At 30.9% G+C, this 12,977-nt stretch carries 14 protein-coding genes and 1 pseudogene; 8 read left to right on the top strand and 7 right to left on the bottom strand.

The genetic code is table 11. The annotated features are described in order from the left end of the window. The 4 genes and pseudogenes from OU788_RS01455 to mtaB all read right to left on the bottom strand — a co-directional run. A pseudogene (locus tag OU788_RS01455) lies at nt 1-383 on the bottom strand (lytic transglycosylase domain-containing protein); the annotation flags it as partial. A 37-nt stretch (nt 384-420) separates the two neighbouring features. After that, the gene (locus OU788_RS01460; RefSeq protein WP_274633518.1) at nt 421-1,086 is read right to left on the bottom strand and encodes an alpha/beta hydrolase; all 666 of its coding nucleotides are present in this window, start codon (nt 1,084-1,086) and stop codon (nt 421-423) included. After that, nucleotides 1,086-1,835 (bottom strand): DUF6438 domain-containing protein, encoded by a 750-nt coding sequence (locus OU788_RS01465; RefSeq protein WP_274633519.1) that lies wholly within the window; start codon nt 1,833-1,835, stop codon nt 1,086-1,088. The genes OU788_RS01460 and OU788_RS01465 overlap by 1 nt, the downstream gene beginning before the upstream one ends. Nucleotides 1,836-1,872: 37 nt before the next feature. Further along, nucleotides 1,873-3,207 carry a tRNA (N(6)-L-threonylcarbamoyladenosine(37)-C(2))-methylthiotransferase MtaB gene (gene mtaB / locus OU788_RS01470; protein WP_274633520.1) on the bottom strand — a complete coding sequence of 445 codons (1,335 nt, stop codon included), beginning with the start codon at nt 3,205-3,207 and terminating at the stop codon, nt 1,873-1,875. 127 nt (nt 3,208-3,334) lie between these two features. Here mtaB and OU788_RS01475 point away from each other — a divergent pair, with 127 nt between their 5' ends. The 3 genes from OU788_RS01475 (at nt 3,335) to OU788_RS01485 (ending at nt 6,019) form a co-directional block, all read left to right on the top strand. After that, nucleotides 3,335-3,835 (top strand): GNAT family N-acetyltransferase, encoded by a 501-nt coding sequence (locus tag OU788_RS01475; protein WP_274633521.1) that lies wholly within the window; start codon nt 3,335-3,337, stop codon nt 3,833-3,835. A gap of 83 nt (nt 3,836-3,918) precedes the next feature. Continuing rightward, on the top strand, nt 3,919-4,431 hold the full coding sequence (locus OU788_RS01480) for a DUF4442 domain-containing protein (protein WP_274633522.1): 513 nt from the start codon (nt 3,919-3,921) through the stop codon (nt 4,429-4,431). Then, entirely contained in the window at nt 4,388-6,019 is a 1,632-nt protein-coding gene (locus OU788_RS01485) for an ABC transporter substrate-binding protein (RefSeq protein WP_446751470.1), read from the top strand. Before OU788_RS01480 ends, OU788_RS01485 begins: the two co-directional genes overlap by 44 nt. Here the strand turns inward: OU788_RS01485 and OU788_RS01490 are convergent. Beyond that, nucleotides 6,016-6,744 carry a YggS family pyridoxal phosphate-dependent enzyme gene (locus tag OU788_RS01490; RefSeq protein WP_274633582.1) on the bottom strand — a complete coding sequence of 243 codons (729 nt, stop codon included), beginning with the start codon at nt 6,742-6,744 and terminating at the stop codon, nt 6,016-6,018. The two genes, OU788_RS01485 and OU788_RS01490, sit on opposite strands and share 4 nt — an antisense overlap. Then, complete coding sequence (locus OU788_RS01495) at nt 6,741-7,466, bottom strand: AAA family ATPase (protein WP_274633523.1); 726 nt, start codon at nt 7,464-7,466, stop codon at nt 6,741-6,743. The genes OU788_RS01490 and OU788_RS01495 overlap by 4 nt, the downstream gene beginning before the upstream one ends. Before the next feature lie 213 nt (nt 7,467-7,679). Between OU788_RS01495 and OU788_RS01500 the strand changes: the two genes are divergently transcribed. The 5 genes from OU788_RS01500 (at nt 7,680) to OU788_RS01520 (ending at nt 11,793) form a co-directional block, all read left to right on the top strand. Further along, nucleotides 7,680-9,533, top strand: a complete 1,854-nt coding sequence (locus OU788_RS01500; protein ID WP_274633524.1) for a tetratricopeptide repeat-containing sensor histidine kinase — start codon at nt 7,680-7,682, stop codon at nt 9,531-9,533. A 6-nt stretch (nt 9,534-9,539) separates the two neighbouring features. Next, nucleotides 9,540-10,181 carry a response regulator gene (locus OU788_RS01505; protein WP_274633525.1) on the top strand — a complete coding sequence of 214 codons (642 nt, stop codon included), beginning with the start codon at nt 9,540-9,542 and terminating at the stop codon, nt 10,179-10,181. Nucleotides 10,182-10,289: 108 nt separating this feature from the next. Next, on the top strand, nt 10,290-10,631 hold the full coding sequence (locus OU788_RS01510; protein ID WP_274633526.1) for a hypothetical protein: 342 nt from the start codon (nt 10,290-10,292) through the stop codon (nt 10,629-10,631). 35 nt (nt 10,632-10,666) lie between these two features. Further along, nucleotides 10,667-11,086: a hypothetical protein gene (locus OU788_RS01515; RefSeq protein ID WP_274633527.1), complete on the top strand. Its 420-nt coding sequence runs from the start codon at nt 10,667-10,669 to the stop codon at nt 11,084-11,086. A 164-nt stretch (nt 11,087-11,250) separates the two neighbouring features. Beyond that, on the top strand, nt 11,251-11,793 hold the full coding sequence (locus OU788_RS01520; protein WP_274633528.1) for a hypothetical protein: 543 nt from the start codon (nt 11,251-11,253) through the stop codon (nt 11,791-11,793). Nucleotides 11,794-11,826: 33 nt separating this feature from the next. On the opposite strand, the gene OU788_RS01525 is transcribed toward OU788_RS01520, so the two are convergent. Further along, nucleotides 11,827-12,969 (bottom strand): geranylgeranyl reductase family protein, encoded by a 1,143-nt coding sequence (locus OU788_RS01525; protein ID WP_274633529.1) that lies wholly within the window; start codon nt 12,967-12,969, stop codon nt 11,827-11,829. Between the last annotated feature and the right edge of the window lie 8 nt (nt 12,970-12,977).

Raw genomic sequence — 12,977 nt, forward strand, 5'->3', positions numbered from 1 at the left:
GCGCCCGCATGAGAAGTTTCATCGATAAAACCGCTTTCAGCTAAGGCTAAAAATTTAAAATCATCAGGTAAGCCATGTTTTTTTAACAATGGTTCTAAGATAGGAAAGTACTTGTTGGCGCGTTTTATTAAAAGTAATCCGTTTGATTGCCAATAGGTGTTTACTAATAATTCACGATCCATTCGTTCTTTAATGTCTGGTTTCTCTAACGGAACACGCTCACCTGCTAAATTTAAATTCTCAGGTAATTTTAAAGCTTTTACTTCGTAGGTTTCAGCTACACTTTTAATAGTTGGTTCGTTAGATTTACTAATAGTATTGGTAAATAAAATTCCTACGAATACTATAGTTATGATTGATAAAAAGCGGATTGACTTATTCATTTTTTTCTTTAGTTTTTGTTGAAATTGGGTGTGGTATTTAATCCATCAAAAAACATTCCTTTTCTAAGATTTTAGAAATAGTTTTTGCTTTGTTCAGTATCATTACATGCGTACCATTCTCAATTTCAATAGAATTCTTAATATGTTTAATAGGAAAAACTTCGTCTTTTTTTCCATGAATATGAGTTATATCTTTTAGTGGTTCTTTTTGCTGCCAATGTAGCACGTTGTATATAGCCCATTGCAAATAATCTTTATCTCTTATCGATAAATATATTTTATAAAGTTCTGCTCTTTTTTTAAAATAATCATTGAAAAAATAGTGTTCGTAATTTTCAATATTAGCAATAACTTTTGAAGGGAAAAGTTTATAGGCTTTTGTTAGTTGAGCTAGTTTTAAACGTTTTGGAAGTTCTTTATTGCTTTTTATACTAGAAATAATAATTACCTTTTTACAATCGATAATTTTACTCATTTCTTGCACCATAACTCCACCAAAAGAAACTCCCACTAAGATAGGGTTTTTATGTTGAATTTTAGCACACAATCGTTGCGCATATTCTTGAATAGTTTCATTAATAGAAGTTGGCATCAACCAATCTAAAAAATGCAATTCAAACTGTTCTTCTGGTAAAGAAATACGCTCAAATATTTTGGTGTTGGCAGCTAAACCAGGAACAAAATATAGGTGAGTTTTTGGCATTATTCTATGAATTTTTTGTCGAATAAAATGTCAGCTACGTATTCATTAATATCAATTAATTCGTCAGGAATGTTGTTCCATAAACGAATTTGAATTTGCTTTCCGTTATGAATAATATAAGTGCTGCCTAAATCTAAAACTTTAGGATTATCGTACACTTCTTTAAAACTAGCGAAATCTTTTTTATTGAGTTTTTCAGAAAGCTCTTGTAATTGATTATCGGTAAGAGTAAAACTTTGAGTTCCTTTTATGAGTACATAATCAATACCGTTATATATTACGTTTCCATCTTTATCAATCGAAACGCTATAGGTAGGACACTCGCCAAAACACGGTGTTTTTCTAATTCTTAGTAATGAGTTTTTTTCTTCGGAAATGATCTTCGCTAACTTTTCTTCAGTATTGATGTCAACAGTTCTAAACTCTCCGCTCTCTTGTAATTTCCCTACCCAAAACTCACGTTTTCCTTCAGGAACTTTAACAATCCCAACTTTAGAAGCATCAGTTTCAAAAGCCATTTTGTTCCAAGTTAAACCGCTATTTTTCACAAGAGATTTAACATCGTCAATGCTTTTAGCATTGTTAAGAACAATGATTAGTTCGTTTTGAGGCGCAACAGGTTTTGTAGCTTTTTTTTCTTCTACGATTATTTCTTTTTCTGTTGGTTCTGTTAAGTTGGTTTCAGAACTTTTTTTAGGCATCCCACAAGAGATTCCTAAGGCTAAAAAAGAGTATAATACGTGTTTCATAGGTTGTTTTTGCTGATTTTGTAAACTAGTTGACAAGTTAAGCAATAACTTCAGCATCTACAAAATCAAAACGCACTAAACCATCTTCATCAATCTTAGTTAAAGTAACCTTATGTAGAGTGTTTACCAAGTCTGGATTCCAAGCGGCTTTTACTTTAACGTAGTTTTCGGTAAATCCGTGAATGTAGCCTTCTTTATTTTCACCTTCAAATAAAACAGTAAGTGTGTTTCCTATTTGACTTTCGTAGAAAGCTCTACGTTTTTTAACAGACAACCCGCGTAACATTTTACTACGTTTTGTACGTACATTTTTAGGTACGACACCATCCATTTCAACCGCTTCTGTATTCGGTCTTTCAGAATAGGTGAAAACGTGTAAATAAGAAATGTCCATTTCACTTAGGTAGTTGTAAGTTTCTAAGAAAAGTTCATCTGTTTCTCCTGGAAAACCAACAATAACATCAACACCAATACAAGCATTAGGCATTACTTCTTTAATTTTTGATACTCTATCGGTATAGACTTTGCGTAAATAACGACGCTTCATTTTCTTTAAAAGCGTGTCGCTTCCTGATTGTAATGGAATGTGAAAATGCGGAACAAAAGTATCTGAGTTAGAAACAAAATCAATCGTTTCATCTTTCAATAAGTTAGGTTCTATTGAAGAGATTCGTAAACGATGAATTCCTTCAACATTATCTAATGCTTGTACCAATTCTAAAAAGGTGTGTTCGTGTTTTTTATTTCCAAATTCACCTTTTCCATAGTCACCAATATTAACTCCAGTTAATACAATTTCTTTGATTCCTTTTTCTGAAATCTCTTTGGCATTTTTCAATACATTTTCCAACGTATCACTACGAGAAATTCCGCGAGCTAGAGGAATAGTACAATAGGTACATTTGTAATCGCAACCATCTTGTACTTTTAAAAAGGCACGGGTACGATCGCCAATAGAATACGAACCTACATAAAAATCAGCTTCTTCAATTTCGCAAGAATGCACTTCACCAATTTCATTTTTGGTTAAGTCGTTAATGTAACTAGTTACATTAAATTTTTCAGTAGCTCCTAATACTAAATCAACACCATCAACAGCAGCTAACTCTTCTGGTTTCAATTGTGCATAACATCCAACACCAATTACAAAAGCGTTTTCGTTTTGTTTTAAGGCAGATTTTACTATGGATTTAAAACGTTTATCAGCATTGTCAGTTACTGAGCACGTATTAATCACATATACATCTGCTTTTTCTTCAAATTCAACACGTTCAAAACCTTCGTTAACAAAGTTTCTTGCAATAGTTGAGGTTTCAGAAAAATTTAATTTACAACCTAACGTATAAAAAGCTACTTTTTTATCTGCATTCATCTTTTCTCTATCCTAAATAAAAAATAAAAGTCTTGTACAAGTCTTCAATTTTTTAGAAGTTCGTATAGTTTATTTAATCTGCTACTGTTTTTAACAGTTTAAGGTTTGCAAAAGTACGATAATATTCATGATTTTTGAAACTAAAAGACTATTAGTTAGAAAATTAAAACATTCTGATTTAGAGGCGTTTTATGAGTTGGAAAGCAATCCGAAAGTATTGCAATACGCTACAGGTGAGCCTAAAAATTTAGAAGAAAGTAAGGAAGATTTAGAACAGTTGATAAAAAGGTATGACGATCCAACGAATGATTTTTGGATTTATGCCGTAGAGAATGAACAAAATGAAGATTTTATTGGTACAATTGCATTAATAAAAGATGAAGAGGGAAATGATGAAATAGGTTATCGATTTATTGAACGTTTTTGGGGAAATGGTTTTGCAACTGAACTTTGTGAAGGATTAATACAATATTGTAAATCCATAGGAATGAAGAAATTGATTGGATGCGTTGTAGATGAAAATGTAGCATCGGCAAAAATTTTACAGCGATTTAATTTTGTGGCAATAGAGAAATTTATCAGTGAAGATATTGGTTTGCCAGAAACAAAATATGAATTGATTTTATGATAGTAGACACAACAATTTCCATATTATACAGTAATTATTACCACAAAACGGAAAGAGACTATGGTTTTAAACAATAAATAGGTATGTACGTGACAATTTCTAATTTTTTAAAGAAGTACCTAAAACAGAGTACTATTTTTAAGTACGGATTCAATATTTCTCCCATGTATAGAAGATCTACTGGGAAAATAAATTATGTTTCTGAAGACTTGTTGAAAGCACAAGTGAAAATTCCCATTACATACAAGAATAAGAATTATGTAGGGTCTATTTTTGGAGGGAGTTTATTTTCTGCTACAGATCCTGTTTTTATGATTCAATTAATGAATATTCTTGGAAATGACTATGTAGTTTGGGATAAAGAAGCGAGCATAAAATTTAAAAGACCTGTAAAACAAGATGCTTATGTTGATTTTATTTTTTCTGAAAATGAAATAAAGCAAATAAAAGAACAGGTTAAAAACGAACAAAAAATCGATCTGATTAAAGAGATTAAAATAACCAACAAAGACGAATCTGTTGTTTTTGCTGAAGTATCTAAAACCATTTACATTGCAGATAAAACCTACTATAAAAATAAACGTAAGAAGAAATAAAGTTGTCGTATTATTAAGCTTATTGATTCTTTTTTCATGTGCTAAAAGGAAATCAAAATATACAGACAAACAAGTTTTCCGTTACAACGAACATTCTAATATTACTTCTCTTGATCCTGCTTTTGCAAAAGACCAGCGAAATATTTGGGCGGTAAATCAATTGTATAATGGATTGGTACAATTTGATGATAGTTTGCAAGTAAAACCAGCAATAGCGAAAAAATGGACAATTTCTGAAGATGGAAAGAGGTATCAGTTTGAGTTAAGAAATGATGTGCAATTTCACAAACATATTTTATTTGGAAAAGACTCTACAAGAAACGTTGTAGCAAAGGATTTTGAATATTCTTTTAATCGATTACTTGATAAAAATGTAGCATCTCCAGGTGGTTGGGTATTGCAAAATGTTGCTAATTTTAAAGCTGAAAATGATTCAACTTTTACGATTAATTTAAAGCAACCTTTTCCACCTTTTTTAGGGCTGCTGGCTATGAAATATTGCTCGGTTGTACCAAGAGAAGCTATTGATTATTTTGGGAATGAGTTTAGAGCAAATCCGATAGGTACAGGACCTTTTCATTTTAAACTTTGGGTTGAAAATACAAAGTTGGTATTGAGGAAAAATCCACTCTATTTTGAAAAGGATGAAAATGGAAAACAGCTCCCGTATTTAGAAGCAGTAGCAGTTACTTTTTTACCAGATAAACAAAGTGAGTTTTTACAGTTTATTCAAGGAAATATAGATTTTATGAAGAGTTTAGACGCTTCGTATAAAGATGATATTTTAAATACTGACGGAACCTTAAAAGAGAAATATGCGGATAAGGTACGCATGCAAACAGGAGCATATTTAAATACAGAATATTTAGGAATTTATCAGGATGGAGAAGAGGAACATCCAACAAAATCAAAACTGATACGACAAGCCATGAATTATGGCTTTGATAAGGAGAAGATGATCAAGTTTTTGCGAAATGGAATTGGTACACCTGCTACAAGTGGATTTATTCCGAAGGGATTACCGTCTTTTAATAATCAACAAGGATATTCATATCAACCAGAAAAGGCGAAGAGGTTAGTATCACAATACAAAGAAGAGACAGGAGATGAGAATCCACAAATTACAATTACCACCAATAGTAATTATTTGGATTTATGTGAGTTTATTCAGCGAGAACTGCAAAAAATAGGTTTGCAAACCAACGTAGATGTAATACCACCATCAACTTTACGTCAAGGTAAGGCGAGTGGTAAGCTTCCTGTTTTTAGAGCGAGTTGGATTGCTGATTATCCAGATGCAGAAAATTATGTATCCTTATTTTACAGCAAAAACTTTACACCTAACGGACCGAATTATACACATTTTAAAAACGAACTTTTTGATACTTTATATGAGCAATCTATCAAAGAAATTGATGTGTTAAATCGTCGAAAACTCTATCAACAAATGGATAGCATCATTATTGAAGAAGCTCCTGTAGTTCCGTTATATTACGATGAGGTGATTCGATTTACGCAAAAAAATGTACACGGTTTAGGTATCAATCCTATTGATTTGTTGGATTTGAGGAGAGTAAAGAAAAACTAAACGTTACTTGCTTCATTCCAGTAATAGCTGTCAGGATACACTCGTTCTCCAAATACAGCTGTTCCTACTCGTACAATAGTAGCACCTTCTTCAATAACAATTTCTAAATCGCCACTCATTCCCATAGAAAGTTCATTCATTTCTACATTGGGGATTTGAAGCGCTTTAATTTCTTCTTGAAGTTGTTTTAAAAGTTGAAAACATTTTCTAATTTCAGTCGATTCTGAACTTAATAAACCTATTGTCATCAATCCTTTGATATGAATGCTTTTAAATTCGGATATTTTTTTAACCAATTCGATAGTCTCTTCTGGTTTTGCGCCAAATTTACTTTCTTCAAAAGACGTGTTTACTTGAATGTATACATCAATTTCTTTTTCTTCAAAAGTTAAACGTTCATGTAGTTTTTCAGCTATAGAAAATCGATCGATTGATTCTATACAACTAGTCCATTTAAGTGTCTCTTTAATTTTATTACTTTGTAAATGACCAATAAAATGAACTTCTGGTTTTAGTTCTTTTACAGCATCACATTTTTGTTTTAACTCCTGAACCTTATTTTCCCCGATAAGAGTTTCTCCTTGAGTAAGAGCGAAGTTAATTCTCTCAGGGGTTACGGTTTTGGTCGCTAATAATAAACGAACATCTTTAGGATTTCTGTTAGCTTTTTCACAGGCAAATTGTATTCGCTGATGAATAATGTGTAAGTTATTTTTGAATATTATCCATTTACTAGTTGACTTTTCAATTCTTCTTTTTCTATAATTTTATTTTTCAAAGTTCTGAAGGTGATGTCTTTGGCTTCAGCATAAGAAATCCCGTATACAGGATTTATATCTCTAAATTCTTCAGGGAATTCTTGTAACAAAGCTTGATAATAAATATCTAAATCAGCATCACTAGGAGCCTCAAATTGTAATCTTAATTGAAAACGTCTTAACAAAGCAGTATCAATAACACCAGAGTGATTGGTAGCAGCAATCAATAAAACATCGTTAGGTAATTGATCTATTAATTGAATAACAGTGTTGACCAATCGTTTCATTTCAGCAGAATCTTTACTGTCGTAATCACGAGCTTTACCTATGTAGTCAAATTCATCTAAAAATAATACAGCACTTTCACGAGTCGCTTTTTTAAAAACATCAGAAATATTTTTAGCAGTTTCGCCAAGTTTAGAAGAAACAATACTACCTAAATTTAAGGTGATTATTTTCTTGTTTAATGTTTTTGCAATGGCTTTTGCTGTGGTTGTTTTTCCACATCCGGTATGCCCAAATAATAATAATTTGTTGTCTACAGGTAATTTGTATTGGTTTAAAACAGCAACATGTTTAAACTCTTTTAAAAGTTGGTTTAAAGAACTTCTGTTTTCCTTACTTAAATGAATTTTATGTAAGTCAATAGTTGTTTCATTCGAATGAAGAATAAAGTCGTGTATAGCCATTTTTGTTGTTTGTTTTTTTGATTAGCAAATATACTAAGAGCTATCAAGAACAAGAAAGAGAACGTTAGATTTAAGAGAATCTTAAGATGAAATAAAAAAAGAAAGTAGGTGTTTTTTGAAGGAAAAAACTTCTGTAATTTTGACAGTGATAATTGTTTCAGAAAAAAGAACTCATAATTGAAAGGATATAAAAATTGTTTTGGAAAAAATGAAATGAAAAAGAATGTCTTAAAACAACTAGTTTTAGGAGTCTTTTTATTACTTAATTATAAAATGTTGGCTCAGTCTGAAATGCAAAGTTTCAAGGCTTTTGGGGTAAATCCAACAATACCTAATGATTCTCTTTTTAAAAATATCAAACAAGCAAAAGATTTTAAGGCAAAGTATGTCGGCATCTACGATCTTATTGAATTCCATCAACAAAAAGGGAATTTAGATTCAATTATACATTATGGTCACGAATTGTATGCTGAAACAACTAATGAAAAGCTTTTACCGAAGAAAGAAGAGCACTTATCTAAGGTTTCTTGTGCTATTGCTGAAGGTAAACTAGAAAAAGGGTTGTTTGATGAAGCGTTAAAGTGGTTTTTAAAAGGAATAGAACATTCTAAAAAGAATTTTGATGACGAACTCTATGTTAAAAACAGAATTGGATTAGGGGTTGTAAAATATGTTAGAGGGAACGAAGAAGAAGGAAAAGCAATAATAGAAGAATGCTCAGAAAACGCTCCTAATGAAAAACTAAAACACGATGCTTTTTTTGAGGTAGGGTTTATTTATTATACAAAAGATGTCTTAGAAAAAGCAAAAGAAAACTATAACAAAGCAAAGATGTTTTATGTTTCTGAAGGATATTTAAAAAAAGCTTTAGAGGTTGATTTATGGCTTAGTAGAATATTAGAGAAAGAGGGCAATATTGAAGAAGCATTAAATGTTTGTTTTAATGTTTTTAACGAATCTTTGTCAAACGGTTTTTATACACTTTACGCAAAGACTGGGAATGTACTTGGTGGTTTTTATTTGAAAAAGAAAGACTATGATGCAGCGAAAAAAATACTGTCTACGGTTTATATAAACTCTATTCAATGGGGAAATTTAGATATAGAGAGAAGAGTTGTTTTAGGACTTCAAAATGCCTATGCTGAAACAGGAGATTATAAAAATGCTCATGCTTTAATGACTCAACTAAACAGTATAAATCATAAAATATTAACTAGTCAAAACAAACAGCAGGTTAATGAACTTGAAGTACAATACAAAACACTAGAGCAGAAACAAGAGATAGAACGACAGAGAACAATAAAAACAAATATATTAATAGGTTTTCTAATTGTTTTAATTCCTGTACTAGGCTTGTTGTATATGTATTATCAAAAACTTCAAACACAAAGTAAACTTACCAAAACCTTAGAAGAGGTTAGTCAACAAAAAATAACAACACTATTAAAAAATCAAGAGTTAAAATTGGTAAAAGCATCGTTAGAAGGTCAGAATAATGAAAGACAACGTATTGCGAGAGAGCTTCATGATAGTATTGGAGGAAATTTAGCAACCATAAAATTACAGTTATCAAACGATATTAAACCAGAAAAAGAAAATCTTATTCAGCAGGTTGATGACACTTACAATCAAGTAAGAGAACTGTCTCATAATTTAATGCCTAAGAAATTTAAAGATTCTGCATTTACATCAATAGTTTCAGAATATATAGATAATGTGAAGAATTTATCTAACGAAGAAATAACATTACAAATTCATCCAAAAGAGGAGATTGATAAAATTGAAGAAAATTTAAAAGTAGAGTTGTACAAAATAATTCAAGAATTGTTGACGAATGCTTTAAAGCATGCGAAAGCAGCTCAGATAGATATTCAGCTTTCCGTATTTAATAATAGTGTAAAGTTACTTTTTGAAGATGATGGAGTAGGATTTGATCAAGAAAAAGTAAAGTACGGACTTGGCTTTCAAAACTTAAAAGATAGATTAAAAATCATTAAAGGAGAAATGTTTATAAATGCTTTTCCTGATAGAGGAACGGTAATAGACATAGATGTACCTTTAAATTAATGAAGTATGGCATATAATATTATTCTGGTAGATGACCACAAAATGTTTTTAGACGGCTTGTTAAGCATTTTTAATAATGAAGACGCTTACAATATTTTGTTAACAGCAAATAGTGGTGAAAATGTTATTAAGTATATAGATACAAACCCCAATCAACCAATAGATATTGTAATTAGTGACATATCTATGCCAGATATTGATGGTATTACATTAAACGATTATATAAAGAAAGCTCGTTCTGAAATAAAAACATTGATTGTTAGTATGCATACCGATACAGGTATGATAGATACATTAATAAAAAGTGATGTTGATGGTTACTTGTCAAAAAACGCTACTCAATCAGAGTTACTTTTGGCTGTAAAAACAATACTTGGTAACGATAAGTACTTTTCAGAATCGGTGAAACAAGCTTACATGAATAATGTCTTTAATAAAGGAAAGGACACAATGGTAACACTTACCAAACGAGAAAAAGATGTACTTAAACTTATTGCTGAAGAATATACTACACAAGAAATAGCTGATAAACTTTTTTTAAGCAAACACACGATAGAGAGTTATAGGAAAAATTTGATATCGAAATTAAATGTGAAAAACTTAGCAGGTCTAACTAAATACGCAATAAAACTGGGCTTAGTAGAGTAGTTTTTACCTCTACCCCTGAAAACAGGGTATTAACTTTCGCTAGTTTCAGTCTATTTTAAGAAACACTTCCAACGCATCTTTGTACCGTAATTATTAAGCAATAAAGTTATGGTCATTTTTGGATGGCGTGAAGCCAAAATAAACATACAACCTGTAAACAATCATAGTTGTAGTTATTGTAATACACCAGAGCGTTTATTTATTCAGGTAAATAGATTGTATGCGCATATATTTTGGATTCCTTTTTTTCCATTATTCAAAAAAACATATAGTATTTGCGGACATTGTAAATTAGAGATGAGTAAAAGTCAAATGCCTCCAGATTTACAAAAAAAAGCAAAGGATTTTAAGCAAATAAGTAAAACACCTTGGTGGATGTTCTTAGGGCTTATAATCATAACTTCATTAATGCTGTTTGTGTTTTCTTCAGCACTTTTAATTCATAAATAAAACAAATATATAAACCATTTAAATTTTAATTAAACATGATTTACGGAATTTCATTAGTATTTCTAAGTATAGTGGCAGTACCGTCATTAATTTTAGCGAAAAAACCTAATGCAAAAGAGTTACTTGAAAAAATAGAGCCTTACCAAGGATGGATCGGTCTTATTTTTTGTATCTGGGGAATTTGGGGGGTAATTTCAGCTATTTTAAACTTAGGTTGGTTAACTACTGCGCCAATTTGGTGGGTAACTTTATTAGCTGGTAGCGTAGTTGAAGCTGTTTTAGGATTTATGTTAGGATACGGAATGATAAACAAATTATTTTTATCAAAAAATGCTGAAGCTAAAGAAAAAGCAGAACAGTTGAGAGGGAAGATTGCGCCGAAACAAGGAAAGTTTGGAATATTAGGTATTATTGTAGGAGTTTGGATGATTGTTGCTTCATTCTTATTCATATAACCTAAAAAAGAAAGAAAAAGAAAAATATTTATAGCATTGCAAACTGAGGTAAAATATAGGTAGGGGTGTGGGGTTTCTATCAAAAAATCAAAAGCCTTGTTTGCAATGTTTTTTTAAAACAAAAGGAAAGTTTACTTTTATAATCCGATAAAAAATTGTCGAAAATGAAAAAGATAAAAAATGTTTTAACAATCATGGTAGCGTTTGTATTATTAGTAAGCTGCCAGAAAGAAACTCCGCAAAAAGTTGTTGAAAAAACAGTGTTAAAAGCCAATTTGTTAACGGCTAACTATGGTATAGGATATTTTGAACAACTGAAAGAATTACAAAAAAATGAATATTTAAAGTATTATGATAATGATGGAGAAGAATACGCTGCAACATTCTCTCAATATCTTCATAAGGTAACAATTCCAGATTTAGAAAAAAGTTTAAAAGATGTTCAAAAGTTAGAAGTAAACGAAGACTCAAAAGAGTTGATAAATACTTCTATTGAATTGTTCGAGTTTTGTATCGGTTTTTATAAAAAAGATTATGCAGAAATAGCCTACATGTACGACGAAGGAAAAACTCAGCAAGAAATTTATATCTTAATCAATGAGTTTGAAGCTAAAAGTTTTCAAGAGTTTAAAGAGAAAAACCTTAAACTAGATGAAGCGGCTAAAATTTATGCAGAGAAGAAAGGAGTAAAGTTGAAGTTTGTTTAAAAAAAGCAACCCTTTTGAGGTTGCTTTTCATCTTTAAGAAACTAAATTTTTAATTCGTTTCGCAATGGTTTTTTTAATGTCTTTAGGATAACTTCTATCTCCGTGAAAAACATCTGCCATAGCTTCGCTAAACTGTTGGCCGTATTTTTTTAATACAATATTTCGAATACTTTTTTGTTCGTAAAACCATTTAGAAAGCCATAAACCAGTTTTTATTTCAGGAAGTAAGTTTTCCGATATTTTTTCTAAATATAATTTTTCAGCTAATTCAGACTTTTTTTCACTCTCAATGATAGCTTCAGCAGCCAATTTACCACTGTAAATAGCGTTAGAAATTCCTTCAGCTGTAATAGGATCAGCAAAACCAGCAGCATCACCAATTAAAAACACATTATTTTTAACAAAACCATCTGTACGAGGGGCAACAGGGATTTGAAAACCATGTTGTGATTCGCTAACAATATTTGTAATCCCTAATGTTTTTAAATATTCTTGATAATATTCTTTCAAGTTAATTTTAGTCCTTCTAGCGGAAGCAACTCCAATAGATAAATGTTTTTTCTTCGGAAAATTCCAAGCATAGCCATTAGGAATGGCATCAATATCAAAACGAACTTCTTTTGATAAACGTTCAAAATCTTCGTCAGAAACTTCTACTTCATATTCTAGAGCAGGAATTAATTTACGGGTATCTTCTTTCCATCCAGCCATTTTAGCTGTTGGACTCAACGCTCCATCTGCAGCAATAACAAAATTAGCAGTAAAATTACCTTGAGAAGTTTCTAGAGTAATAATATCATCAGAAAAAGTTAAACCTTTTAATTTGTGATTTTCTAGTAAAGTAGCTCCAAATTCTTTTGCTTTTTGGGTAATAAGATTGTCAAAAGAATCACGCATGATCATAGAAATTGTAGGCTCTTCTCTATGTGTTTTAAAGTGAAGTTTCTCTCCCAAATAAATATCAACAGTATGGAACTCTTTTTCTACTACCTCTTTAATATCAAAAGGTAAGTTTTTACGACCTCTAAAAACAAAACCTCCACCGCACGTTTTATAACGGGGTAAAGTTTCTTTTTCAATAATAACTGTTGAAATTCCTTTTTGAGCTAAGTAAAAAGCTGTTGAAGCTCCTGATGGTCCGCTACCAATAACAGCAACATCGTAGTGTTGTTTCATAGATTTAT

Origin of the sequence: Tenacibaculum sp. L6, from assembly GCF_028823685.1 — a bacterium.
Lineage (GTDB): Bacteria > Bacteroidota > Bacteroidia > Flavobacteriales > Flavobacteriaceae > Polaribacter.